We start from the raw sequence: 26,294 nt of genomic DNA on the forward strand, positions 1-26,294 counted from the left end.
GGATGGCAGGTTTACAAAGGTCGTTATTTTTATTTAAATAGTCGTGCTAGAAACGGTCTGTCTTCCCTGTACGCGACCACTCTTCATTAATCCATCGTATTGACGCATCAGCAGGTATGTTTCGATCTGCTGTAAAGTATCCAGGATCACACCTACCATGATCAACAGGGAAGTTCCTCCAAAGAATGAACTGAATCCCTGTGTAACACCTAAACGCTGTGCAAATCCGGGCATGATACCTACCAGTGCCAGGAAAATGGCTCCCGGTAAAGTGATCTTATCCATAATGGAACCGATATAATCTGCAGTAGGTTGTCCGGGTTTTATACCTGGAATAAATCCGTTATTACGTTTCAGGTCTTCAGAGATCTGCTTAGGGTTAAAGATCAATGCGGTGTACAGGAAGGTAAATCCGATCACCATCACAGAGTAGATAACCATGTACCAGAAATTACTGTGATCGTTGAAGATCTTCACAATACCCTGGGCAGAATCAATATTGGTAAAGGAAACCAGTGTAGGCAGGAACATAATCGCCTGAGCGAAGATGATTGGCATTACACCGGCACTGTTCACTTTTACGGGCAGGAACTGACGGGCACCTCCAAACTGGCGGTTACCGATGATCTGCTTGGCATAGTTTACAGGGATCTTTCTCACACCCTGTACCAGGATAATCAGACCCATGATCACAGCTACCAGAATGGCAATCTCGATCAGGAAGATCAACAAACCACCGCCACCACGTTGTTCTTTCGCGGTAAATTCCTGAATGATAGAGATGGGTAAACGGGATAAGATACCCACCATGATAATGATAGAAGTACCATTACCCAATCCTTTATCCTGGATCTTCTCGCCTAACCACATGACAAACAGGGTACCTGCTGTTAGAGTGACTACAGTAGAGAAACCAAAAAATGCTTTATAAGCAGGGAGGATCGCTTCAGCATAACCGGGACTGTTCAGGTAAGCCACATAAGCACCCGCCTGGAACACAGTTACAATAACGGTGAGATAGCGGGTCCACTGGTTGATTTTTTTACGGCCACTGTCACCTTCTTTCTGTACTTTCTGCAATTGCGGAACCAGGATGGTCATTAACTGCATGAAGATAGAAGCGGAGATATAGGGCATGATACCCAGTGCCAGAATAGATGCCTGTGAAAAACCACCACCGGCAAACATATCAAAGATGCCTAAGAGGCCATTGCTTTTCGCTGACTTCTGTGCCAGTTCGATTTTATTGGGATCCAGACCCGGTAACACGATGTGGTTACCAAGACGGTAAGTAAATACCAGCGCCAGCGTAATAACGATCTTGTTACGCAGCTCTTCGATGGCCCAAATATTCTGTAAAGTCTTAACTAATTTTTTCACTTAAATGCAATTGAAAGCGTTAATACTCAAAACCAAAAAGACGCACGGTGTGCGTCTGGCAAATTACGTTAAAATTACTTTACAATTTCAACTGTACCGCCGGCAGCCTCAATAGCGCCTTTTGCTTTTTCGCTGATGCCGTTTACTTTAAAAGTCAATTTAGCCTTCAATTCGCCGGTAGCCAGCACTTTCACTTTGTCTGTACGGCTGATCAGGCCATTGATATACAGGTTCTCGAGGCTGAACTCGGTAAAACCGTATTTCTCTGCCAGCTGATCTATCTGTCCCAGGTTGAATACCTTGTACTCAACACGGTTATTATTTTTAAATCCACGCTTAGGGATACGACGCTGGATAGGCATCTGTCCACCCTCGTGGGCCATTTTACTTTTGTAACCGGCACGGCTCTGACCACCTTTGTTACCTTTTGTTGATGTACCACCTTTACCAGATGCTTCACCACGACCGATACGGATTTCTTTGTGCGTTGAGCCTGCTGCAGGCTTGAGTGTGTGTAGTTTCATGTTTATCTGATTTGAACTTACGGGGTATCTCCCCTCGCAATTTTTTAATGAATAATTAGAAATTAATAATTAATAATTAAACAAAAATGAATAATCAAAGAGGTGATCCCACTCTAATTATTCATTTTTAATTATTAATTTTTAATTGGTACTAAGCGATTTCTTCAACCTTCACCAGGTGGCTAACTTTGTTAACCATTCCTAGGATCTGTGGAGTAGCTTCTACTTCTTTGGAAGCATTCAGTTTCTTCAAACCCAGGGCAATCAAAGTCTGCTTCTGACGCTCAGATCTGTCGATACCGCTTTTAACCTGTGTGATCTTAATTTTTTTCATGATATTATCATTTGAACTGGCGACCGCCGATAAACAGCTTGCGACAGGTATTATCCGTTAAATACTTTGCTCAGTTTCAGGGTTCTGGTTTTAGCAACCTGAATAGGTTCTCTTAAGAGGCCCAATGCTTTGATAGTGGCTTTAACCACGTTCTGCGGGTTAGCAGAACCCAGGCTCTTGGCCAGTACGTCGGTTACACCGGCACTTTCCAGCACAGAACGCATGCTGCCTCCCGCGATCACACCTGCTCCATGAGCTGCTGGTTTGATCAACACTTTGGCTGCACCATCTTTGGCCCACTGCTCATGAGGAACAGTACCATGCATCACCGGTACTTTCACCAGGTTCTTCTTGGCATCTTCGATACCTTTTGCAATAGCTTCCTGTACTTCTTTTGCTTTACCTAAGCCCTGGCCTACTACACCATTTCCGTTTCCTACTACTACCAGTGCTGAGAAGCTGAAAGTACGACCACCTTTGGTAGTTTTCACTACACGGTTAATGGCAACTACTTTCTCTTTCAGTTCCAGTTCGCCACCGGATTTTACCTTATTTACGTTTACTTTAGACATTTATCTAACGATTAATTGTTGTTAGCAAATTAGAATTGAAGACCACCTTCTCTCGCACCATCAGCTACTGATTTCACACGACCATGGTACAGATTACCGCCCCTGTCAAACACACAGGCAGTTAATCCCAGTTCAATGGCTTTGCGTGCAATAGCCATACCAACCAGTTTAGACTTCTCGATCTTGGTTACTTTCTGAGCAGCGATATCTTTATCTCTTGATGAAGCAGCTACCAGGGTTACTGCATTATCATCATCGATCAATTGTGCATAGATCTCCGCGTTGCTTCTGAAAACAGATAAACGGGGTTTTACTGCTGTACCAGCCACTTTTTTGCGGATACGGTACCTGATCTTCTGCCTTTGAATTAATTTACCCATTGTTTTATTTTTTTACCCTCCGATTCTGCCGGAAAGTTTGTTATTGTTTTATTTATTTACCTGCTGCCTTACCTGCTTTTCTTCTCAGGATCTCACCTGCATATTTCACACCTTTTCCTTTGTATGGTTCAGGCTTACGTAAGCTGCGCAGTTTGGCGGCTACCTGTCCGATCAGTTGCTTGTCGATACCTTCCAGCATGATCTTCGGGTTCTGTCCTTTTTCGGTAACAGTACTTACTTTCAGTTCTTTCGGAATTTCGAAAATGATATTGTGAGAGTAACCTAATGCCAAGTCAAGCAGGTTTCCGGTATTGGCGGCTTTAAAACCCACACCCACCAGTTCCAGGTCTTTCTTGTATCCTTCAGTTACCCCTTTTACCATATTGCTCACCAGTGAACGGTATAAGCCGTGCATAGCGCGGTGACGAATCTGGTCTGTCGGACGAACCAGGTGTAACTGGCCATCAGCGATAGAGATAGTGATATCCCTGTCTACAGTTTCTTTCAATTCACCTTTAGGACCTTTTACAGTTACAACGTTATCGCTGCTTACAGTGATGGTAACGCCTGCAGGTATTACCACCGGTTGTTTTCCAATACGAGACATAGTCGATTCAGTTTTTTATTTGATTCAATATCCTGGCCCGTGTTCAGCTCCGACTAAAAAGCTTAATTGTCAGACAGGGTTTATAACCATGGCGCCTGCGGCGCCAGAGAAATTAATAGATATAGCACAATACTTCACCACCCACATTCTGTGCCTTGGCCTGCTTATCAGTTAATACACCTTTAGATGTACTCAGTATAGCAACACCCAATCCGTTGATCACACGTTTGATCTCGGCAGGTTTTGCATACTGACGGAGACCCGGACGGCTCACTCTTTCCAGAGAACGGATAGCAGCCTGTTTGGTCTGGGGATCGTATTTCAACGCGATCTTGATCAGGCCTTGTTTGCTGTCATCTTCAAACTTGTACTTCAGGATATAACCCTGTTCGTACAGAATCTCTGTTAAGCGCTTCTTCAGATTAGAAGCAGGGATTTCAACCAGTCTGTGTCCGGCCATCTGGGCGTTACGGATTCTGGTTAAGAAGTCTGCTATAGGATCAGTTACCATGTTTATTAGAATTAAATCTTGTTCAAAATTGGTTTGTTACCGGTTTGCAGCGAACTGCACCTGGAAACATGTCTTATTTTACCAGCTGGCTTTCTTCACACCAGGGATCATTCCGTTCAGGGCCATGTCGCGGAACATGATCCTTGACAGACCGAAGTAACGCATGTAGCCACGTGGACGTCCGGTTAACTGACAACGGTTTTTCAACCTTACAGGTGACGCGTTCTTAGGAAGCAGGTCCAAAGCAGCATAATCGCCGGCAGCTTTCAAAGCAGTACGCTTTTCTGCAAATTTGGCAACCATTTTCTCACGTTTGTGTTGTCTGGCTGTAATTGATTTCTTTGCCATGTGATATTAGTTGTTTTCTTTTTTAGCATTTTTGAATGGCATACCCAGTTCTTTCAGCAGCTCGTAAGCTTCTTCGTTGGTACCTGCCGTTGTAACGAAAGTGATATCCAGACCGGTGATCTTGTTCACTTTATCGATATCGATCTCAGGGAAGATGATCTGCTCGGTTACACCCAGGGTGTAGTTACCGCGGCCATCAAATGCCTTGTCGCTGATACCTTTGAAATCACGTACACGTGGTAAAGCTACAGATACCAACCTGTCCAGGAATTCATACATCTTCTCACCTCTCAGTGTAACGCGTGCGCCGATAGGCATGCCTTTACGCAGTTTGAAGTTAGAAATGTCTTTCTTAGACATGGTAGGAACTGCTTTCTGACCGGTGATCATGTTCAGTTCTTCAACTGCAATGTCAACCAGTTTTTTATCTGTTACGGCGCCGTTAACGCCACGGTTGATACAGATCTTTTCCAGTTTAGGCGCCTGCATTACAGTTTTGTAAGCAAACTTTTTCATTAAAGCAGGAATAACCTCTTTGGTATATTTATCTGCTAATCTCGGAGTGTATTTTACAGTACTCATTATTTGATTACCTCCCCTGATTTTTTAGAGATACGTACTAATTTTCCATTTTCACGGGTGCGTTTTGCCTTGGTAGGCTCGCTCTTCTTGGCATCCCACAACATCACATTACTGATGCTGATAGGCGCTTCAATCTTCACAATACCACCCTTTGTGTTGGCAGCAGAAGGTTTGGTGTGTTTGGTAGCGATGTTAACACCTTCTACAACTACACGTCCTTTGTCAACGATAACTTCCAACACCTTACGGGGCTTTTTCAAGTCCTTGTCATCACCGGCGATCACCACAACAGTGTCTCCTTTTTTGATGTTGAATTTGGGTTTAAATCTTGTACTCATTTTTTACGCTTTATGCTTAATGCCAAACGCTAAACGCTCAGCTTAAATTTTAATTTGTTTGCCTTTGCTTTCAGCAGTATGCTTTCAGCTTTCAGCGTTTGCGTTCTTACAGAACCTCAGGTGCCAATGAAATGATCTTCATGTAACCTTTATCACGCAGTTCACGTGCAACTGGCCCGAAAATACGGGTACCGCGTGGCTCATCAGAGTTGTTCAACAACACAACTGCATTGTCATCAAAACGGATATAAGAACCATCTTTACGACGTAACTTATTTTTGGTACGTACAATAACTGCTTTAGATACGGTACCTTTTTTAACACCACCTGCGGGGATGGCATCTTTTACAGTTACCACGATCTTATCTCCGATCTTGGCGTAATCCTGGCCGCTGTTTCCCAGAACCCTGATACAAAGAACTTCCTTTGCACCACTGTTATCAGCTACATTTAGTCTGCTTTCTTGCTGAATCATCTTTTTTAGCTTTGAGCCTGGAACTTACATTCCGGCATTTATAACAATTTGTTGTCAGAGGCTATGGCTTTGGTTATCCAACTGCGCATAGCATGTGAAAAAGCTTATTTCGCTTTCTCTATGATTTCCACCAGTCTCCAGCGCTTTGTTTTGCTCAGCGGACGGGTTTCCATGATCTTAACTACATCACCGATGGCACACTCACTCTTTTCATCATGAGCATGGAACTTGGTGGTTTTCTTTACGAACTTACCATAGATAGGGTGCTTTACTTTTCTTTCTACAGCTACAGTAATGGTTTTATCCATCTTGTCGCTGGTAACCACCCCGGTCCTTGTTTTACGCAAATTTCTTACTTCAGCCATTGTTTATGTTTTTAAGCTTGTACTCTTAGCTATGAGCTTTGAGCTACGAGCTATGAGCTGTTTATGGTTTGCCTGGGCTCGTAGCTAACAGCTCGTAGCTCAAAGCTTTATATACCTAATTCTTTTTTCTTCAATTCCGTTTTCAAACGGGCGATATCCCTGCGGAGACCGCGGATGTTCATTGGATTCTCCAGCGGAGAGATCGCATGAGCGAACTCAAGCTTTTTCAGGCGTAACTGGTCTTCCTGGATCTTGGTTCTCAGATCTGCGACGTTCAAATCTTTGATAGACCTGTTAAATTCGTATGTCTGTTTGTTTGCCATTGCAAATTCGATTTATAGATTAGGCTTGCAAATCTCTTCTTACGATGAATTTGGTTGCGATTGGTAATTTCTGTGCGGCCAGTCCCATTGCTTCTTTGGCAACAGCTTCTGTAACACCGTCACATTCGAAGATGATACGTCCTGGTTCAACCACAGCAGCCCAGAATTCAGGGTTACCTTTACCCTTACCCATCCTTACTTCAGCTGGCTTTCGGGTAATGATCTTATCAGGGAAAATACGGATCCATACATTTCCCTCACGTTTCATAGCACGGGTCATGGCCTGACGGGCTGACTCGATCTGACGGTTGGTCAACCAGATCGGCTCAAGCGCTTTTAAAGCAAATGATCCGAATGAAATGGAAGTACCACGCTTAGCTACCTCGCGAATGCGTCCTTTTTGCTGCTTCCTATGCTTACTTCTTTTAGGCTGTAACATTCTTTAGTTTTTAGTCCATCCACCTGAGGCGGATAGTTATTTAAACCTTCAGTAATGATTAATTACTAATTATTAATTATGAATTATCTGCGACCACCACCACGGTTATCACCACCACGGCCACCACGGTCTCCACCACCTCTGCGGTCATCTCTTCTGTCGCCACCTGGTCTGCGCTCTTCACGGCCACCATCTCTTCTGTCGCTCATATCGTTCTTACCACCTACAAAGTTGGGGTTGAGTTCGCGTTTACCCAATACTTCACCTTTACAGATCCATACTTTGATACCGATCTTTCCGTAAACGGTTTGTGCAAACACATTGGCGTAATCGATGTCCATACGGAAAGTATGTAACGGTGTACGACCCTGTTTGAACTCTTCGCTACGTGCGATCTCAGATCCACCCAAACGTCCGCTCAGTTTTACTTTGATACCTTCAGCACCCATACGGAGTGTGGAAGCGATCGCCATTTTGGTAGCACGTTTGAAGTTGATACGGTTCTCAATCTGCCTGGCGATGGTGTCACCAACGATGGTGGCATCCAGCTCAGGACGACGGATCTCGAGGATGTTGATCTGAACATCATCCTTACCGGTCAATTTTTTCAATTCTTCCTTAATACGGTCAACTTCTCCACCGCCTTTACCGATGATAATACCTGGCTTAGACGTATGAATGGTTACGATTAACTTACCCAGTGTACGCTCAATAACAATTTTGGCAATACCACCTTTGTTAATACGGGCACTCAGGTAAGTACGGATCTTATGATCTTCGATCAGCTTGGAGGCATAGTCTTTCTTACTACCATACCAGTTGCTGTCCCATCCGCGGATGATACCTAACCTGTTACCAATTGGATTTGCTTTCTGACCCATATAATGGTTTTACAATTAGTTTTTAGAATCTACGATTAATGTTACGTGGTTGCTGCGTTTACGAACTCTGTATCCGCGGCCTTGTGGTGCAGGGCGCATACGCTTCAGTACACGGCCTCCATCTACAAAAACGGTCTTAACCACCAGAGCGCTGTCTGCAGCACTGGCTCCGTTATTTTTCTGCTCCCAGTTACTGATGGCACTCTTCAGCAATTTTGCCAGCGGAGTTGCATTGTGCTGCGGGTGGTGTTCAAGAATAGCCAGGGCCTTCTCTACTTCCATACCGCGGATCACATCAGCCAGCAAACGCATTTTGCGTGGGCCGGTCGGGTAATTGTTCAGTTTAGCTACTGCTTCCATTTCTTTTATGGTTTGATATTTGGCGTTTGGCGTTTGGCGTTAGTTTAAGGATTAACCCCAAACTCCAAACCCCAAACTCCTAACTTGTTTTATTTCTTTGATCCTGCGTGACCTCTGAAGTTCCTGGTGGGGGCAAACTCGCCGAGTTTGTGACCTACCATGAATTCTGTTACATAAACAGGGATGAACTTGTTTCCGTTGTGCACTGCAAATGTGTGCCCTACGAAATCAGGCGTAATAGTGCTGCGACGGCTCCAGGTTTTGATCACACCTTTCTTGTTTTTACCATCGTTAATCGCAACTACTTTACCTTCTAAGTTTGCGTCTACGTAAGGACCTTTTTTTATCGAACGACCCATATTGGTTAATTTGAAAATTACTTAGCTAATTTTTTTCCGTCTCTGCGCTGAATGATCAGTTTATCGCTTCCTTTTCCTTTGGTACGCGTCTTCTCACCTTTTGCATATTTACCGGTTCTGCTACGTGGGTGACCACCGGAAGCTTTACCTTCACCACCACCCATCGGGTGATCTACCGGGTTCATCGCAACACCACGAACACGTGGACGGATACCTTTCCAGCGGTTTTTACCAGCTTTACCGGCAGTTTCCAGGTTATGGTCGCTATTAGAAACCACACCTACGGTTGCATAACAGTTGATCAATACTTTTCTTAATTCGCCGGAAGGCATTTTTAATACAGCATATTTCTCTTCCTTATTCGCCAGCTGTGCAGAAGCACCGGCACTTCTCACCATTTTACCACCCTGGTTGGGTTGTAATTCGATGTTGTGGATCATAGTACCCAAAGGCATATTCTTCATCAACAGCGCGTTACCGATCTCAGGAACAGCATTGTCGCCGGCGATTACGGTTGTACCAACCTGTAAACCCTGTGGGGCAATGATGTAGCGTTTTTCGCCATCTGCATATTGCAGCAGGGCGATGAATGCGGTACGGTTAGGATCGTATTCGATAGATACTACAGTAGCTGCAATATCTCTTTTGTTTCTTTTGAAATCGATGATACGGTAGTGATGCTTGTTTCCACCACCCATGTAGCGGGATACACGACGACCCTGGAAGTTACGGCCAGCCGTATTTTTCTGAGGTTCGAGCAAGCTCTTCTCAGGATCCATGGTAGTGATCTCAGCATAAGCATTACCAATTCTCCAACGTGTTCCTGCTGTGATTGGTTTGTACTTTTTAAGTGCCATTGTTTACTCTTTTTACTGCGGATTTTTCAGCTCCGCGTGCTATAATTAAATGTTTGAATACAGGTCGATCGCTTCACCTTCAGCTACGGTTACCAGTGCTTTTTTATAAGCACCTTTCATACCCTGTATGAAACCGGCTTTGGTATAACGGGTCTTGTTCTTTCCGGGAACCACTGCGGTGTTTACATCCACTACATTTACTCCGTAGAATTCTTCTACCGCTTTTTTGATTTCCAGTTTGTTGGCCCTGCGGTCTACTCTGAAAGCATACCTTCTTAATTTTTCCTGTTGAGCGTTTGCTTTCTCAGTTAAAATGGGCTTTATCAATACTTCAGTCAGTTTCATTTGTATCTGTTTGAAACGTTACTTAAATTAAGCTGTTACGCCTTCTTCTTCTTCTGCGAAGATCTTGGCGGTATTTTCAGTGATCACCAGGACATCAGCATTCATAATTTCGTATGTGTTGATATCGGCCAGCAATGAACTGGTAATATTTGGAATATTGCGTGTGCTCAGGTACAGGTTATCGTTGTACTCGGGCAATACGATCAGGGTTTTTTTGTTGGCCACGTTCAGGCTGTTCATGATCTCAACTACCTGCTTGGTTTTGGGAGCATCCATGTTGATGTCTTCCAGCACCAGGATCGCGTTATCCTTGGCTTTGTAGCTCAGGGCAGACATCTTGGCCAGGTCCTTCACTTTACGGTTCAGTTTGAAATCGTAAGCGTGTGGTTTTGGTCCGAAGATGGTACCACCACCTTTGTACAAAGGGTTACGGATATTACCTTTACGGGCACCACCGGTTCCTTTTTGTTTGTGCAGCTTGCGGCTGGCACCCTGTACTTCGGCGCGGGTTTTCACTTTGTGTGTACCCTGACGGCCCTGTGCCAGGTATTGTTTCACAGCCAGGTAAATCACATGATCGTTCGGCTCGATGCCGAATACATCAGCAGGTAATTCAACCGTTCTGCCGGTCTTCTGTCCTTTTATATTTAATACGTCTACTTGCATGTTCTTTCAGTTAAATAGGTGATTACTTCTGGATTAAAACGATGGAACCGTTATGGCCAGGAACCGAACCGCTGATCAGGATATAATTCTTTTCAGGGAAGATCTTAACCACTTTTAAACCTTTCATTTTAACACGGTCACCGCCCATACGGCCGGCCATCCTCATTCCCTTGAATACGCGGGAAGGATAAGATGATCCTCCGATAGAACCCGGTGCACGCTGACGGTCGTGCTGACCGTGAGACGCTTCACCCACACCAGAGAATCCGTGGCGCTTTACAACACCCTGGAAACCTTTACCCTTGGTGGTACCTACTACTTCAACAGCTTCTCCTTCAGAGAAAATATCTACTGTAATGGTCTCGCCCAGTGCTTTTTCTATGGAATAATTGCGGAATTCTTTTACGAATTTCTTAGCGGCAGTTTGCGCTTTTGCGTAGTGATTCAGCTCGGCCTTTGTGGAGTGTTTTTCTTTCTTGTCGCCTAAGCCTAATTGAACGGCAGCATACCCGTCAGACTCGATAGTCTTGATCTGGGTTACTGTGTTGGGAGCAGCTTCGATGATGGTGCAGGCTGTCTGCTTTCCATCGGCGGCGAAGATGCTGGTCATCCCGATTTTTTTACCAATAATACCTTTCATCTTTTGCGGTTTATAGCCCCGCTTGGTTATGAGGACATCCCGATGATGAATCGGGATTCAATCCTTGTTCGCTGCCGACCTTTTCCGTTGTTTCTTCCCGCCTGGCGGGAAAAGAGGAAGTACCGGAAGTAAACAAACCTCGAAGGGCCTGTTTATATGTTGTGATCGCGGATTTTATGATTTTGACAGGATTAATATGATTATTCCTATCTCAAAGTCCGGATCGTTTCGATTCAGAGCTGCTTTCTCCTGCTGTTGGCAGGTTTGGCAGATGAAAATTATTTATAAGAACTCAGCGCTTGCTCATAGCCCGTAGCTATCAGCTCACAGCTATTTTATCAGGCTTTGATCTCAACTTCCACACCTGAAGGCAAATCCAGTTTGCTCAGGGCATCTACCGTTCTGGAAGAAGAAGTGTAGATATCCAGCAAACGCTTGTGCGTACAAAGCTGGAACTGCTCACGGCTCTTCTTATTTACGTGTGGTGAACGCAGAACAGTGAAAATTTTCTTGTGGGTAGGCAAAGGAATAGGTCCTGTAACTACTGCACCTGTACTGCGTACTGTTTTCACGATCTTCTCAGCAGATTTATCTACCAGATTGTGATCGTATGATTGTAATTTGATCCTGATTCGTTGAGACATAGTCGAAACCCAATTTTCTGATTGGGGTTGCAAAGGTAAGAGCCCGTAACGGAACAGACAAGTATTTTGAAAGTTTTTTTGTGCATTTCCCAAATAAACCCGGAAAAATATCCCCAAAACAGTGCCCCTGCCCCGGATTTGCTCCCCACCAGCCCGGCCTCCCTTGTTTTGGCAGCCCGTTCAGCAGCTTCCTTCGCATAAAGGCCCGGTTTTATTCGTTTGATAACAGCAGGAATTCCGGCGATCCCGGTTCCTGATGGAAAATTGGTTCAAATCAATAATTTTACGGCAAGACTACCTTCATGGCAAAGATAAATAAGACAAAAGGATATACCCCTGTTCAACCAACTCCAGCTATAGCTCCCAAAAATGGTTTTCAATGGAATGCTGCCAACCTGGTTCCGCTGCTGGCATGCCTGCTTTATTTTGCCGTGCATTTTCTGCCTGATTTTGGCGCCTATGATGCCATGGGATCGCAATGGTTATATATTGTAGCGGTTGACATTCTGGTAATTCTGATGATTCTGGCACGCAGAAACGACTACCGGGAAGCCAGTGCACAGGTATTTGGCAACCTTTTCTCCAAATTATATCTGGCATTTTTTGTGTTGGCCGGAATATCCATTTTTACCGCTATTAACCCCACTGAGGGCCTGGTTTGTTATGTCCGTTTAACGGCAACTATTATTGCTTTTTTTAATGTCAGTATCCTATTATATAAGCGAACGGATTTATTCAGGATCATCGCCCAGATCCTTGCCCTGATCCTGCTGGTAGAATCCTGCCAGGCCATTGCCCAGTTTTTACGGGAAGTAGCCGACACTGACATTACTACTGTGATTCTGGGATTAAAAGGAACAACCGGTAATAAAAACATCTTTGCGGCCAGTACTGTTGTTAAGATCCCTTTTGTGATCTATTGTATTTATTACTCCAGGGTATGGGGTAAAATACTGAATAGTCTGATTCTGCTGCTCGCAACGCTAAGCCTGTTTTTTGTAAATGCCCGTGCGAGCTATGTAAGTTTAATTCTGATAGTAACTGCCTATGTTATTTACTGCATCTGGGAAGGCAGGAAAATGAAAAAAACAGAAGATACCCTTTATCATCTGGGATATATTATTCTGCCCGTTATAGCTGCACTGTTTATTTCGCAGGTAGAAATCAGCGCTGTTAAAAATCTGCAGGAACAAAAAGGAGGTTATGGTACCGTATCAGAAAGATTAGGATCGGTAGTTGCGTTCAATGCAGAGAACAACCAGGTCAGGTTCAGACTTTGGGCACATGCCATAGATTACACTTTACAAAAACCGATACTCGGGTGCGGATATGGTAACTGGAAAATTGCCTCCATCCCCTACCAAAGAACGCTTACAAACGATCTGATTGTTCCCGTACATGCACATAATGACTTTTTTGAGGCTTTTGCCGAAATGGGCATAGCTGGCGGTTTGTTATACCTCAGTCTTTTTGCCTGTATTCTTTTTTTCACTGTCAAAACTTTCCTCAGTAAGGCTTCTGAAGAAATAAAACTGATCTCTATCATTTCCTTCCTGGCATTTATCGGCTATTCTGTTGATGCCTTTTTTAACTTCCCGATGGAAAGACCTATCAGCCAGGTATTCTTTGTTTTCATTACAGCATGGAATGTTACGGCATATGTTGCAGGCAGACAAACTTTAGCGGAAGAATCAACGGGTACTGTTCCTGTAAATAATACCATCAAACCCCTATTTGGCCTTGTATCCCTGCTTTTACTGATTCCTGCTGTGTACGTTACTTATGAAACATACCGATCACTTGTGTTGCAAAAAACAGTGCTGGCGGATCTCAATAATGAACCGCTGAAACTGAACTGGAAAGAAACCACTGCAGCGTTCCCCTCCATACCCAACCTAACCGCTACCGCGCAGCCTGTGGATGCCATTAAAGGCAGGTACCTGTACGAAGCAGGCCATTATGAGGAAGCGATTGTGTTGCTCGACAAAGGACGCATTGCGAACCCTACCATTGCATACAGCGAATTTCTGAAAGCGGGACTGTATTTTAAAACAGACCGATTTGATAGTGCTGTCAGAAATGCCACTTACGCTTTTTCTGTGCGCCCCAAAGCAAAAACCTACTACCAGACACTGATTGCGGTACTGGCAAAAGTGAAAGATACCAGCGGCATCAAAAAAGCCTTCGCTGAATACGACCGTTACCGGCATGAACCCCTGGCATGGGATCTGTACCTCCGCGGTATGCTGAACGCGCAGGGTAAAGGAACCAAACAGTTGCTTTCCATGGCCGATAGTGCCTTAAAAATGTTTGCTAACCAGGAAGGCGTAGCCACCATTGCTACTGTAAGGGATGAAATCATTCGTTTCATGGAAAATCCTAACGCTACCAATACCGGTAATATAGATATAGCAACAGCTGCCAGATTTTACAATGAGGCAGTAGCTGCTTTTGGCGGTGGTGTGGCCGGGAAAGACAACCTGGAAAAAGCGGCCGGCCTTTTCCTCAAATCAGCCGCCCTTAACCCAGGTAACTATGTAGCGTATGAGAACGCCGCCATTTGTTACTTTAATTTAAAACAATGGCAGAAATCGATCACATATTTTAACAAGGTGCTGGCCACAAATCTCTCTTCTAATGGCAAACCTGAATACTTCAAGGGTGTTGCGCTTTTCAATCTCGGTCAAAGAGAAGAAGGCTGCAACTACCTGAGAACTTCGCTGGCCAAAGGATGGAAGGAGGCGGAAGCAATCATCAAGGCAAATTGCAAATAGTGAGTGGTGAGTAGGGAGTTACCCCTCCACCACTATTGACTATTGACTATTGACTATTGACTACTCACCACTCACGAAGAAGCCCCATCGTTACCAATGGGGCTTCTTCTATTCACTTCAACAAAGAAAATTAATCTTCGATCTTCACTTTTCCTTTGTTCTTGGCCATTACTTCTTCTGCTACATTGTTTGGTGCAGGAGAATAGTGGCTGAACTCCATGGTAGAAGTAGCACGGCCGGATGACAATGAACGCAGTTGGGTTACATAACCGAACATTTCGCTCAGAGGAACTTTGGCCTTGATTACCTGCAGGTTGGCACGGCTGTCCATACCTTCCAGCATACCACGACGACGGTTCAGGTCACCTGTTACATCACCCATGTACTGGTCTGGGGTTAATACTTCCACTTTCATGATCGGTTCGAGCAATGTGGGTTTTGCTTTACGGCCAGCTTCGCGGAAACCGGATTTGGCACATAATTCAAAGCTCATCGCATCAGAATCCACATCGTGGTAGCTACCGTCGAATACACGCACTTTCATGTTGTTAACGGGGTAACCGGCCAGTACACCTGTAGACATTGCCGTTTCAAAACCTTTGCTGATGGCAGGAACAAATTCTTTTGGAATAGATCCACCAAACAGGTCGTTTACGAACTGGAAATGTTTTCCTTCATTCTCTTTCAGCCACTCAGCATCAGCTGGTCCGATAGAGAACTGGATATCGGCAAACTTACCACGACCACCCGACTGCTTTTTCAGCACTTCGCGATGTTCGATAGTGGTACCGAATGATTCTTTATAGGCAACCTGGGGCGCACCCTGGTTTACTTCTACTTTAAACTCACGACGCATACGATCGATGATGATTTCGAGGTGCAGCTCTCCCATTCCACGCAGGATGGTCTGACCGGTATCTTCATCGGTATTCACACGCAGGGTCGGATCTTCTTCTACCAGTTTGGCAATGGCCATACCCATTTTATCTACGTCGGCCTGTGTTTTAGGCTCAACGGCTACCGCGATCACAGGCTCAGGGATGAACATGTTCTCAAGGGTGATCGGATGGTTCTCATCACAAAGGGTATCCCCTGTTTTGATCTCTTTGAAACCTACCGCAGCGGCGATATCACCCGCTTCGATAAAGTCGATCGGATTCTGTTTGTTGGCAAACATCTTCATGATACGGCTGATACGCTCTTTTTTACCACTTCTTACGTTCAATACATAAGAACCGGCATCGAGGTGACCGGAATAACACCGGAAGAAAGCCAGACGACCCACGAAAGGATCGGTCATGATTTTGAAAGCCAGGGCCGCAAAAGGTGCTTTTGCATCAGCTTTACGGGTTTCTGTTTCGCCTGTATCAGGATTCACACCCACAGTATCTTCGATATCAACAGGAGAAGGCAGGTAACGGCAAACGGCATCCAGTGCGGTTTGTACCCCTTTGTTTTTGAAAGAAGAACCACACATCATCGGAACGATGCTCAGATCGATAGTGGCTTTGCGGATCGCTTCATGCATTTCTGCTTCAGAAATACTGCTGGGATCATCAAAGAATTTCTCCATCAGTTTATCATCATATTCAGCTACAGCTTCTACCAGGTTTTGTCTCCACTGGTTAGCTTCTTCTACCATATCAGCAGGTACTTCGATCTCGTCGAAAGTCATACCTTCTGTTTCCATATGCCAGATAATACCTTTCATCTTGATCAGATCCACCACACCGGTAAAATTATCTTCAGCACCAATTGGTAACTGTAATGGAACGGCTTTGGCACCCAGCATTTCTTTTACCTGCTGAACCACCATCAGGAAGTCTGCACCGGAACGGTCCATTTTGTTAACGAAACCGATACGGGGAACTTTGTAACGGTTAGCCTGGCGCCAAACAGTTTCAGACTGTGGTTCCACACCATCTACAGCTGAGAACAGGGCGATCAGACCATCCAGTACACGCATAGAACGTTCTACCTCTACGGTAAAGTCCACGTGACCGGGTGTATCAATAATGTTGAAATAGTAGGATTTGGTATCGGCATCAGCAACCCCCTTATTGGTAGGGAATTTCCACTGACAGCTAACCGCTGCGGAAGTAATGGTAATACCTCTTTCTTTTTCCTGCTCCATCCAGTCGGTAGTGGCCGCACCATCGTGCACCTCACCAATCTTGTGGATCATACCGGTATAGCGCAGGATACGCTCGGTAGTGGTGGTTTTACCGGCATCAATGTGCGCAGCAATACCGAAGTTCCGTTGAAATTTCAAGTCAGCCATAAAGAATTCTTGTTTTAAGTTTGATGTTTGGCCTTGGTGTCCAAATTTTTTCGAGCCGCAAAGGTAGGAATTATAGCGATTGTTCGATGGTTTGGAGGGGATTAAATTCTCCTGTGGAAAACTATGGGAGAAGTTAAAATGCAAAAGTCAAAAGTAAAAAGTCAAAAGAAGCACTCCCCTTTTTGACTTTTTACTTTTGACTTTTAACTTAAAACAATCAACTATTTGATTATCAATAACTTGACTATTTACCCGGCTTTACATTAATCAACGCGATATCATAAATCACGGCCGAATTTGGCGGAATGGTAGCGGTACCTGGTTCGCCATAAGCGGTGGCGGCGGGTAAAATGGCGCGGAAAATGGTTCCCTGCTCCACCCGGTATAATACATCGCGCAGACCGGGGATCATTTCTCCGGCAAGGGCCATATAGGAAGATTTGGTTTTATTGTAATCATCTACCACGGTTCCGTCGGGTAAGGTACAGATCACATTCACTACTATCGTGTCTTTGGCAGAGGGACGCATACCGGTTCCGGCTTTGGCTATGGTATACATAACCCCACTGGCCAATTGGGTAAAGCCTTTTTCGGTTTTTGCTTTTTCGAATAATGCAGCTTCCAGCTGACGGTTACGCTGCAACTGGTAGGTACGCTGGTATGCCAGCAAACGATCCTGTGTAGTGGCAGGGTTTACTTCCAGCTTGCGGTTGTTCAGCACATCATCAATGGCTTTTTTAAAGCGGGCCTGATCGTTTACCACAAATCCTGTTTTGGCAAACAACTGTTGCATCATATACACGCCGAGGCTGTATTGAATGGTATCTTCTACCGGGTTAGACTTGGCTTTGGGAGCTGTTTTTTGTGCAAAACCGGCTGATACCAGCAGGAGAAAAGCAGTAAAAAATACAATGATCTTTTTCATGTGTAGAATATTTGTTTTTAGCGTTGGGCAAAGATAAAATAAGATAGCCCTCTTTACAGAAAAGCAAGGTTAATTAAGGTTAAAGAAAATACTGCAGGTATGGTATATTGCTGCAGCAGGTGGCTTTGCCGGGAGATGGTTGGCTATTTGGGGCCCTGAATCTCTATCAATTCTACCAGTATCAGCAGCGCACTGTTGGGTGGAATCCGGTTATTCCCTTTTTCGCCGTACCCGAGCGAGGCCGGAATAAATGCCTGCCATCTGGAGCCGACCGGCATTAACTGTAGCACTTCATTCAATCCGGGAATTAAAGTGGCCGGGGTGGTTTTTACGGGCTGATTGGTTACAAACGTATTTTCGAAAACCCGGCCATCGGGTAAAGTGCCTTTGTAATGGATGAGTACTGAATCTGTTTCATTCGGCTTTGGGCCTTTGCCTGGATTGATGATGGTGTATTGCACACCGCTGGGGAGTTTGCCTACCCCGGGTTTGTCTTTGAGCAATTCAAACAATTCCTTTTCGAGCGCTTTGCTTTTTTGTAACTGAGCATTTGTTTGGTAATCAGCGATCAATGGATAAACCAAACTGTCTCTGATCAGTCGGGGGTTGTTCCTGTAACGATCATTCAAGCCAGACAAAAAATAATCAAGGTTAAGTGTGGTAAAACCTCCCTTTGCGAGGTACTCTCCTATGTAAACACCCAATGCATACTGAACAGAGTCTGCCGCATTCCGGAGTTGTAAAGGCGCAGCCGCTGGCCTGGCTGCCGTTTTCGTAACCGTTTTTTGCGCATACATTTTCTCACCCAAAAAACTGGTGGATAGCCACAGTAATATGAAAAGAATACACCGCATTCACTGAAATTAATGTAAAGATTGTAAAAAAACGTATCGGATTGCAAAGGTTCCATTTACAAATGAAGTCGTTTACCCGAGCCTTTACCATCCGGATTATTCCCAACCATTATTTTCTAAACGATCTCACGTCCAGGAGTGTTATATCAACAATAAGGGTACTATTGGCGGGTACCAATGTGCTGCCTTTTTCGCCATAAGCAAGTTTTGATGGAATGTATAACTTCCATCTGTCGCCAACCCCCATCATCGGAATGGTTTGTGCGATTCCTGGAATAAGCGAAGACACTTTACCAGAAACAGGTTGCTTTTTCAGGTAAGTATCTTCGAAAACCGTTCCGTCCGGAGTAGTTCCTTTAATATGAATAACAACTGTATCGCTTTGTGAAGGATGTACCCCCTCTCCTGTATTTACAATAAAATAGCGCACACCGCTGGGTAACATTCCCAAACCAGGCTGATCCTTCAAAGAATTAAATATTTTTTCTTCTGTCTTTAAGCCAATTTCTTTTTGCGATAGCTGCTGAAGTCCTACTACCAGTTTCACTATCATAGAGTCCGGGAGCAAACCCTGCAAATTTCTGAATTTATCATCCATCCCTTTTAAAAAAAGGGATGGATTACTGATGGCAAATCCATTATCGTTTACCCATTTGGCCAGGTACGCACCTATGGCATATTGCAGGGTATCAGAAAGGTTAGACAGTTTCAGTGAAGCAGTTTCCGGTGTTACCTGCTTTTTTGCTTCTGTTTTTTGTGCAATGATCCCATTATGGCAAAGCATGATAAGCAGCAGATAAATCAGTTTTTTCTTCATATCCTGATAAAATATTCAACAGCATGAAGATAAGAACAAATTCCGGGGGAAGAAGAACGGCCCTTTATTTTAACAACGCTTCTGTGAGTCATTTCTATGCCCGTATGCAGCATCGGGTATTCCCGCATCAAACATCAATCGGGTATAGGGATCATTTACGAAAATGAGAATTGGTTAATACAGCAACCCAAGGGGCATGCTTGTACGATAAGGATAGAAACTCACAATAGCAGTTCTGGTGGCATCATTGCCATTCGCCGTTTGTTGTTTGGAAACATTACCTGTTGCACCGGCGGTGGTCTGAATCAAATGGGCAAAAGTGCAGCTATTATCTGTTCCTTGGGTATTTCGGTATTGTGCCGAGCCGGTTACTGCCCATCCGGTTCCTGATACATCAATCATATTACCCCATGCATTATCATCTGCCGTAAACCAGGCAGCAAGGGTTAATGTATTGTTATGTGTTGTGGTAACACCTGCTCTGGTAATGGTTGCTGCAGCGGCTGCAGCGGTAGATACCTGATTCACTGAAACAGCCCAGGAATACCCGCTGGAAGGGGGCCTGAACACATGCATAACAACCGTATTGGTTGAAGAGGCTGTCATGGCAACAGAAGGATTTGTACTCCAGGTACCATTGAACCTGCACCAGAAAATTCTGGGCGACACATTCGTAGTGCCTGTTAAAACAGGTAATAGATTCCATGTTTGTCCTCCGGTAGCGCTTACGGTTAAAGTGATACTGGAAGCCCTTCTCAATCCAATCATCAGCACAAGGTCACCCTCTTTCATAGAAGCAGGTGGCGTAACCGCTACAGTAGCAGCCCCCAAAGCTCCATTATCTGTCGGGTTAGAGGAGCTGCCAAAATACGTTATCACCTGACCGGTAGAAATAAGCGGGCAAAAAAGTAAAATGAAAATACAATACCTGATAGTTAGTAATTTCTTACAAACCTAGCTGGCGGGTATTAAAGAGGAATTAGAGGTACGTTAGAAAGTAATTAATATCTCCGTAGATATGAATTACCAGTTGTGGTGAACAGTTTTTTAACAAACTATCAGTAATAATTTCCTAATGGCATATTACGGCCACGTTCAAAGAAGGTGATGATTTGGGTGGTTCCCAGATCGCCTCCCAATGCTGTTTGATTTTTGCTCACATTATTGGTGGCACCGGAAGTTGTTTTAATTGTATAAGCAAAAGTGCAACTATTATCCGTACCATTCTGGTTTCTATACTGCGCAGAACCCAACACCACCCAGCCCGTACCGGCTAAAGTTCCCCAGGCATTGTCATCTGCAGTAAACCAGGAGGCAATCGTAACCGAACTTTGGTTCCGGGTTGTTCTTCCTGTAATCGTAACTGTAAAAGGCGTAGTAGGAGCAGCAAAATCCAGTTCTGTTCCGGCTGCTTCGATAGCCCAGAAATTACTCGACTTGGTAGGCCTGAAGACATGCATTACCACTGTTGTACCTGTTGTATTGGCAAAAGAAATAGAAGGATTGGCTGCCCAGGTTCCGTTAAATCTGCACCAGAAAAGCCTGCCGCCGATATTGGTACTGCTTACCTGTGTTTCCTTAAACCACTCCTGTCCGCCTGTAACCGAAATGTCCATAACAGCAGTTGTATTTCTGACAGTAGAAACAATCACCACAAGATCGCCGGTCTGGATACCGGCCACAGGTGTGATAGCCACAGGGGTGGCACCACCTAAAGTAGCATTGGCCGCATCTACCGGATTTGAATTACTACCTATATAGGTAATCTGTGCCTGTAAGCCAAGTGGAAAAATCAATATAAGAATGAGCAAGTACTTGATAACAAGGGCATTTGCTCAAAGATACCCAGATTAGAATGAGATTAGAATAAGATTAGAATTAAATTAGAATTAAATTAGAGAAGGACATAAATCATTGATTATAATAAATATATACATATTATAATTATCTATTTAATTAGTAAAGAAGAATCAGAAACTTAATTGAGCAAATAAGGCAACATGCCACGTCGGGCAACATATACTTCTACCCCCATTGTTACCCATGCGGTACTGGCAGAAGCAGTGAAAGTGTAAGGGCCGGCGGAAGATAAACCGCCATTTCTACGCGCTGTAGCAAAGTTTGTGGTGGGCGTACTGTAGGTTAAGTCAACTGATTCCGTCCATCCTGCAGGAGGTGTGGATGCATTTGCTCCTCTGGTACCACTCCAACCGATCACGTATCCATTACTCGGCTCAGGGGCTGTCGCAAAAGTAAAGGCAGGAGATGTACTGGTGGTAGTTGCCGTATTGATTAACGATTGACGGATAGGATTAGCCCGGAATCTATTGTAGTTGGTAAAAGTATGTACAGACATCTGGCATCCGGTGGCAGCATCGCCTGTACAGGTAAAAGTAATGACGGACGCACTTACAGTTGAGGGAACTATTGCCCAGAAAATATAATAGGAATTGGTACCCACCAGTTGCGACTTTTCTAAGGTCCAGGTAAGGGTGGTTCCCGTATTGGTAACAGCAGGAGAAGCAGGATTGGTTGCTGTAGCATATACCATCAATACCAATAAAGAATTAGCAGTGGGTGTAAATGAAGCCATAGAATAGGTAGTTACATTACTAGTGCTCGTTAATCCGGCCACAGGACTTGTTACAACCACTTGTGCGGCGGCCAGCAATGGAAGCAGACAAATAATTGAAAAAAGTTTTTTCATCTTATTGTACATTATCTACCCTTGATACCAGATCCCATGTGGATGTATTGCTATTATACAGAAACCCTAAGTACATGGTTGTATTGATAACAGTAGTGGTTGGGAAAGGAATATCGGTACTGGCATTAAATATTGCATTAAAAGTAATTGTTCTGGCTGTTCCATTGTCTTTGATCCGGATAATCAGTGGTTGTCCGTCAGTTGGTGTACCTGTGGGGGCATTAAAGGTAACATTACCTGCCAGTGCAGTCAGCGCATATTCATCAAAACTATCTGAGTTGATGGTTACACTGGTAACAGAAGCATTAGAAGAAACCCGTCTGGTGATCCTTTTGTTAGTGAAAGTTTCAGTTCCTGCCAGCGTAGCCAGTGTTCCTGTTGTAGGCAGTGTAACATTGGTAGAAGCCGTTGTGGTCAGTGTTAAAGGGAATGCTCCGGCAGTAGTGAAAGCTCCTGCGGTATTAATATCGCCACCCAAAGTGATGGTATTTGAATTATTTACGCCTGTACCGCCATTTGCTGCAGGCAGGATACCGGTTACATGGGTAGTTAAATCGATCTTACCCCAGGTAGGTGCAGCACCAACTCCACCGGAGATCAAGGCATTACCTGTAGCTACACCGGCCAGTTTTGACAAGGCAGAACTACTGCTCGCATACAGAAGATCACCGATGGTATAACTTGTTTGACCTGTTCCGCCATTTGCAGCAGCGATAGCTGTACCATTCCATACACCTGTTGTAATGGTTCCTATGCTTGCAAGTGACGACATAGTGGTAACATTAGGCTGGGAAGCCGTACCCAGTACACCGTTCAGTGTAGTTGCATTTACGGTTGTTGTACTAACCGTGCCCGCTGTAACGGTTCCTGATACATTCAATGAACCAAGTGTACCGAGAGAAGTAATATTTGTTTGTGCCGCTGTTTGCAGTGTACCGGTTAAATTAGTAGCTGATACGCTGGTTAATCCGGATAGGGTTGATGGCAGAGAAAGTGTTACGGCTCCGGTACTTGCAGAAGCAGTAATCTGGTTGGCGGTTCCTGTTATAGAAGTAACTGCACCAGCCGAAGTGAGATAGGTATTGGCATCCACACTACCATCTGCTTTCAGGAACTGAGAAGCAGTACCTCCACTTTTAACGATAGAACCGGCAGTCACCGCTCCCGTTACGCCAAGGCTGCTAAGGGTTCCTACAGAAGTGATATTAGGCTGGGCAGAAGTGGTAATCGTTCCACCCAAAGTAGTACCGGTAATTGCCCCGGATGCCAGAACAGAGGAAGGTGTTATGGCTCCTAAGGTAAGTGTTATAGCAGGGGTAGTTGTTGCATTGGCAACAGATCCACTAACCCCATTGGCAGTGGTTACAGATACGGAAGTAACGCCACCACCTGCAATAGAAGCCCATGTATTATCGCCTCGCAAATACGTAGTTGAACTTGCCGTACCACTGGCTGATAAATTACTGATACCCACAATACCGTTTGCCAGCGTACCACTATAAGTACCACCCTGGATAATTCCAGATACACTTAAACTGCTGAGTTGTCCAAGGCTGGTAATATTAGGTTGTGCCGCTGTCTGAAGGGTTCCTTTCAGATTGGCTGCACTAACCGTTCCGGTTGCAGTTAGATTGGCAATATTGGCCAGACTGGTAATACTGTTCTGTGCAGTTGTACTTAATGAGCCATTTAATGTGCCGGCTGAAACCGTTCCTGACACTGTAATGGCAGTTAGATTAGCTAAACTGGTAATACTATTCAAGGCTGTGGCAGAAAGTGTTCCACTCAGTGTTCCTGCATTAACAGCACCGGTTACCTGTATACTTCCTGTTTGCATGGCAGATGCTACAATCAGTTGCAGTTTTCCACCCGCTTTAACAGATGGGGTTACGCCATCCGGATCTAACGGACTGATCAAAGAATAATTATCGTTGGTTACCAGGTCAGCATATTTCACCACTTCTCCATAACGGGCATATCCTTTGGAGTCTGCTCCGAAATTACCTGCGGGATAGTTATCACGTACTTCACCAGACAACATAGCAGCCGTATCAGAATATTTAAGTACCCCTTCGAAAGTACCGGAGAAGGTACCACCTGTAATTGACTGGTTAACGAAGATCTCATCGAATCTGCCGGTAACACCGAATATAGATCCGGTTACAGTTAATGCTGTTCCCACTGTTGCGCCACTGGTAACCACCAGGTCTTTTGTACGGGTGGTATTGGTTACTGTTAAATTGCTGAGTGTGCCAATACTGGTAATACTATTCATGGTGGAGGCACTTAATGTGCCACTGAATGTGCCACCTGTAATCGTGCCAGGTACGGTTAAGTTACCGATCGTACCGGTAGTGCCGCTGATATTACCTATGCTAGCGGTGCCACTTACCGTTACGCTGGCTAGTGTGCCAAGGCTCGTGATATTAGGTTGTGCTGCCGTAGTCAATGTGCCACCCAGGGTGGTACCGGTGATTGCGCCGTTGACAGTCAGACTTGTTAAACCGGTGATAGTAGTTGTACTGATAGAACCTGCTGTAACATTACCTGTTACAGTTAAGGCTGATAAGTTACCAAGGCTGGTGATACTGTTTAAAGTACCAGTTGACAGTGTGCCACTGAATGTGCCACCTGTGATCGTGCCAGGTACGGTTAAGTTACCAATGGTACCGGTAGTGCTGCTGATATTACCTATGCTAGCGGTGCCACTTACAGTTACGCTGGCTAGTGTGCCAAGGCTCGTGATATTAGGTTGGGCCGATGTCGTCAGTGTGCCACCCAGGGTGGTACCGGTGATAGCGCCGTTGACAGTCAGACTTGTTAAACCGGTGATAGTAGTTGTACTGATAGAACCTGCTGTGATATTACCTGATACGGTTAAGGCTGTAAGATTACCTAATGAAGTAATGCTATTTAAAGTACCAGTTGACAATGTGCCACTGAATGTGCCACCAGTGATCGTGCCAGGTACTGTTAAGTTACCAATGGTTGCTGTGGTTGCACTGATATTACCTGCATCTACTGTGCCGCTCACTGTTACGCTGGCCAGTGTGCCAAGGCTCGTGATATTAGGTTGGGCTGACGTCGTCAATGTGCCACCCAGGGTGGTACCGGTGATTGCGCCGTTAACAGTCAGACTTGTTAAACCGGTGATAGTAGTTGTACTGATAGAACCTGCTGCAACATTACCTGTTACAGTTAAGGCTGTAAGATTACCAAGGCTTGTAATACTGTTTAAAGTTCCAGTTGACAATGTGCCACTGAATGTGCCACCAGTGATCGTGCCAGGTACTGTTAAGTTACCAATGGTACCGGTAGTGCTGCTGATATTACCTATGCTAGCGGTGCCACTTACCGTTACACTTGCCAGTGTGCCAAGGCTCGTGATATTAGGCTGGGCTGCCGTAGTCAGTGTGCCACCCAGTGTGGTACCGGTGATAGCGCCGTTAACAGTCAGACTTGTTAAACCGGTGATAGTAGTTGTACTGATAGAACCAGCTGTAACATTACCTGTTACAGTTAAGGCTGTTAAGTTACCAAGACTTGTAATACTGTTTAAAGTACCAGTTGACAATGTGCCGCTGAAGGTTCCGCCTGTGATTGTTCCAGGTACTGTTAAGTTACCAATGGTACCGGTAGTGCTGCTGATATTACCTATGCTAGCGGTGCCACTTACAGTTACGCTGGCCAGTGTGCCAAGGCTCGTGATATTAGGTTGTGCTGACGTAGTCAATGTGCCACCCAGGGTGGTACCGGTGATCGCACCACCTACACTTAAAGATGTTAAACCAGTCAGGTTAGCTATCGTAGCAGTGGTTGTACTGATAGAACCTGCTGTGATATTACCCGTTACAGTTAAGGCTGTAAGATTACCTAATGAAGTAATGCTATTTAAAGTACCAGTTGACAATGTGCCGCTGAAGGTTCCGCCTGTGATTGTTCCAGGTACTGTTAAGTTACCAATGGTACCGGTAGTGCTGCTGATATTACCTATGCTAGCGGTGCC

The 26,294-nt window shown here is 44.8% G+C and carries 31 protein-coding genes; 1 reads left to right on the plus strand and 30 read right to left on the minus strand.

Annotated features, from left to right (window positions below; all coding sequences use genetic code 11):
- Positions 1–33: 33 nt before the first annotated feature.
- The 22 genes from secY to rpsJ all read right to left on the minus strand — a co-directional run bounded on the left by secY (position 34) and on the right by rpsJ (position 11,930).
- Positions 34–1,380 (minus strand): preprotein translocase subunit SecY, encoded by a 1,347-nt coding sequence (gene secY, locus AC1RNB_RS16780; RefSeq protein ID WP_493084703.1) that lies wholly within the window; start codon positions 1,378–1,380, stop codon positions 34–36.
- A gap of 74 nt (positions 1,381–1,454) precedes the next feature.
- A complete protein-coding gene (rplO, locus tag AC1RNB_RS16785; RefSeq protein ID WP_493084704.1) occupies positions 1,455–1,904 on the minus strand; it encodes a 50S ribosomal protein L15 in 450 nt (149 codons plus the stop codon).
- Positions 1,905–2,055: 151 nt separating this feature from the next.
- Entirely contained in the window at positions 2,056–2,238 is a 183-nt protein-coding gene (gene rpmD, locus AC1RNB_RS16790; protein WP_490835482.1) for a 50S ribosomal protein L30, read from the minus strand.
- A gap of 50 nt (positions 2,239–2,288) precedes the next feature.
- A complete protein-coding gene (rpsE, locus tag AC1RNB_RS16795; protein WP_493084706.1) occupies positions 2,289–2,810 on the minus strand; it encodes a 30S ribosomal protein S5 in 522 nt (173 codons plus the stop codon).
- A gap of 29 nt (positions 2,811–2,839) precedes the next feature.
- Positions 2,840–3,190, minus strand: a complete 351-nt coding sequence (gene rplR / locus AC1RNB_RS16800) for a 50S ribosomal protein L18 (protein ID WP_493084708.1) — start codon at positions 3,188–3,190, stop codon at positions 2,840–2,842.
- Positions 3,191–3,242: 52 nt separating this feature from the next.
- Positions 3,243–3,797, minus strand: coding sequence for a 50S ribosomal protein L6 (rplF, locus tag AC1RNB_RS16805; RefSeq protein WP_493084710.1), 555 nt, complete (start codon positions 3,795–3,797; stop codon positions 3,243–3,245).
- A 112-nt stretch (positions 3,798–3,909) separates the two neighbouring features.
- Positions 3,910–4,308 carry a 30S ribosomal protein S8 gene (rpsH, locus tag AC1RNB_RS16810; protein WP_493084712.1) on the minus strand — a complete coding sequence of 133 codons (399 nt, stop codon included), beginning with the start codon at positions 4,306–4,308 and terminating at the stop codon, positions 3,910–3,912.
- A 78-nt stretch (positions 4,309–4,386) separates the two neighbouring features.
- Positions 4,387–4,656, minus strand: coding sequence for a 30S ribosomal protein S14 (rpsN, locus tag AC1RNB_RS16815; RefSeq protein ID WP_493084714.1), 270 nt, complete (start codon positions 4,654–4,656; stop codon positions 4,387–4,389).
- Positions 4,657–4,662: 6 nt separating this feature from the next.
- On the minus strand, positions 4,663–5,238 hold the full coding sequence (gene rplE / locus AC1RNB_RS16820) for a 50S ribosomal protein L5 (RefSeq protein WP_493084715.1): 576 nt from the start codon (positions 5,236–5,238) through the stop codon (positions 4,663–4,665).
- On the minus strand, positions 5,238–5,576 hold the full coding sequence (rplX, locus tag AC1RNB_RS16825) for a 50S ribosomal protein L24 (protein WP_493084717.1): 339 nt from the start codon (positions 5,574–5,576) through the stop codon (positions 5,238–5,240). Before rplX ends, rplE begins: the two co-directional genes overlap by 1 nt.
- 106 nt (positions 5,577–5,682) lie before the next feature.
- Positions 5,683–6,051, minus strand: coding sequence for a 50S ribosomal protein L14 (gene rplN, locus AC1RNB_RS16830; RefSeq protein ID WP_116849282.1), 369 nt, complete (start codon positions 6,049–6,051; stop codon positions 5,683–5,685).
- Positions 6,052–6,155: 104 nt separating this feature from the next.
- Complete coding sequence (gene rpsQ, locus AC1RNB_RS16835) at positions 6,156–6,416, minus strand: 30S ribosomal protein S17 (protein WP_490835473.1); 261 nt, start codon at positions 6,414–6,416, stop codon at positions 6,156–6,158.
- Positions 6,417–6,523: 107 nt separating this feature from the next.
- Complete coding sequence (gene rpmC, locus AC1RNB_RS16840; RefSeq protein ID WP_493084719.1) at positions 6,524–6,739, minus strand: 50S ribosomal protein L29; 216 nt, start codon at positions 6,737–6,739, stop codon at positions 6,524–6,526.
- Positions 6,740–6,758: 19 nt separating this feature from the next.
- Complete coding sequence (rplP, locus tag AC1RNB_RS16845) at positions 6,759–7,178, minus strand: 50S ribosomal protein L16 (protein ID WP_161818190.1); 420 nt, start codon at positions 7,176–7,178, stop codon at positions 6,759–6,761.
- Between the two features lie 83 nt (positions 7,179–7,261).
- Complete coding sequence (gene rpsC / locus AC1RNB_RS16850; RefSeq protein ID WP_493084721.1) at positions 7,262–8,059, minus strand: 30S ribosomal protein S3; 798 nt, start codon at positions 8,057–8,059, stop codon at positions 7,262–7,264.
- 15 nt (positions 8,060–8,074) lie between these two features.
- On the minus strand, positions 8,075–8,419 hold the full coding sequence (gene rplV / locus AC1RNB_RS16855) for a 50S ribosomal protein L22 (protein WP_493084723.1): 345 nt from the start codon (positions 8,417–8,419) through the stop codon (positions 8,075–8,077).
- Between the two features lie 89 nt (positions 8,420–8,508).
- A complete protein-coding gene (rpsS, locus tag AC1RNB_RS16860; protein WP_493084724.1) occupies positions 8,509–8,778 on the minus strand; it encodes a 30S ribosomal protein S19 in 270 nt (89 codons plus the stop codon).
- Between the two features lie 17 nt (positions 8,779–8,795).
- Positions 8,796–9,635, minus strand: a complete 840-nt coding sequence (gene rplB, locus AC1RNB_RS16865) for a 50S ribosomal protein L2 (protein ID WP_493084725.1) — start codon at positions 9,633–9,635, stop codon at positions 8,796–8,798.
- Positions 9,636–9,680: 45 nt separating this feature from the next.
- Entirely contained in the window at positions 9,681–9,980 is a 300-nt protein-coding gene (gene rplW / locus AC1RNB_RS16870; protein WP_493084726.1) for a 50S ribosomal protein L23, read from the minus strand.
- A 27-nt stretch (positions 9,981–10,007) separates the two neighbouring features.
- Positions 10,008–10,646: a 50S ribosomal protein L4 gene (rplD, locus tag AC1RNB_RS16875; protein WP_493084728.1), complete on the minus strand. Its 639-nt coding sequence runs from the start codon at positions 10,644–10,646 to the stop codon at positions 10,008–10,010.
- A 22-nt stretch (positions 10,647–10,668) separates the two neighbouring features.
- Entirely contained in the window at positions 10,669–11,286 is a 618-nt protein-coding gene (gene rplC / locus AC1RNB_RS16880) for a 50S ribosomal protein L3 (RefSeq protein WP_493084730.1), read from the minus strand.
- 338 nt (positions 11,287–11,624) lie between these two features.
- Complete coding sequence (rpsJ, locus tag AC1RNB_RS16885) at positions 11,625–11,930, minus strand: 30S ribosomal protein S10 (RefSeq protein WP_116849293.1); 306 nt, start codon at positions 11,928–11,930, stop codon at positions 11,625–11,627.
- A 302-nt stretch (positions 11,931–12,232) separates the two neighbouring features.
- Between rpsJ and AC1RNB_RS16890 the strand changes: the two genes are divergently transcribed.
- Positions 12,233–14,704 carry an O-antigen ligase family protein gene (locus AC1RNB_RS16890; RefSeq protein ID WP_493084731.1) on the plus strand — a complete coding sequence of 824 codons (2,472 nt, stop codon included), beginning with the start codon at positions 12,233–12,235 and terminating at the stop codon, positions 14,702–14,704.
- Positions 14,705–14,834: 130 nt separating this feature from the next.
- On the opposite strand, the gene fusA is transcribed toward AC1RNB_RS16890, so the two are convergent.
- The 8 genes from fusA to AC1RNB_RS16930 form a co-directional block, all read right to left on the minus strand.
- Complete coding sequence (gene fusA, locus AC1RNB_RS16895; protein WP_493084733.1) at positions 14,835–16,985, minus strand: elongation factor G; 2,151 nt, start codon at positions 16,983–16,985, stop codon at positions 14,835–14,837.
- A 244-nt stretch (positions 16,986–17,229) separates the two neighbouring features.
- A complete protein-coding gene (locus AC1RNB_RS16900; protein ID WP_493084734.1) occupies positions 17,230–17,910 on the minus strand; it encodes an FKBP-type peptidyl-prolyl cis-trans isomerase in 681 nt (226 codons plus the stop codon).
- A 143-nt stretch (positions 17,911–18,053) separates the two neighbouring features.
- Entirely contained in the window at positions 18,054–18,764 is a 711-nt protein-coding gene (locus AC1RNB_RS16905) for an FKBP-type peptidyl-prolyl cis-trans isomerase (RefSeq protein WP_493084735.1), read from the minus strand.
- A gap of 109 nt (positions 18,765–18,873) precedes the next feature.
- Positions 18,874–19,581 (minus strand): FKBP-type peptidyl-prolyl cis-trans isomerase, encoded by a 708-nt coding sequence (locus AC1RNB_RS16910; protein ID WP_493084736.1) that lies wholly within the window; start codon positions 19,579–19,581, stop codon positions 18,874–18,876.
- A 174-nt stretch (positions 19,582–19,755) separates the two neighbouring features.
- Complete coding sequence (locus AC1RNB_RS16915; protein ID WP_493084738.1) at positions 19,756–20,460, minus strand: hypothetical protein; 705 nt, start codon at positions 20,458–20,460, stop codon at positions 19,756–19,758.
- Between the two features lie 179 nt (positions 20,461–20,639).
- Positions 20,640–21,377, minus strand: a complete 738-nt coding sequence (locus AC1RNB_RS16920; protein ID WP_493084739.1) for a hypothetical protein — start codon at positions 21,375–21,377, stop codon at positions 20,640–20,642.
- 182 nt (positions 21,378–21,559) lie between these two features.
- Positions 21,560–22,288 carry a hypothetical protein gene (locus AC1RNB_RS16925; RefSeq protein WP_493084741.1) on the minus strand — a complete coding sequence of 243 codons (729 nt, stop codon included), beginning with the start codon at positions 22,286–22,288 and terminating at the stop codon, positions 21,560–21,562.
- A gap of 1 nt (position 22,289) precedes the next feature.
- On the minus strand, positions 22,290–26,294 hold a 4,005-nt coding region (locus AC1RNB_RS16930), incomplete at its 5' end, for a beta strand repeat-containing protein (RefSeq protein WP_493084742.1).

It is taken from the genome of Sediminibacterium sp. GW821-FHT12F12, assembly GCF_058806635.1.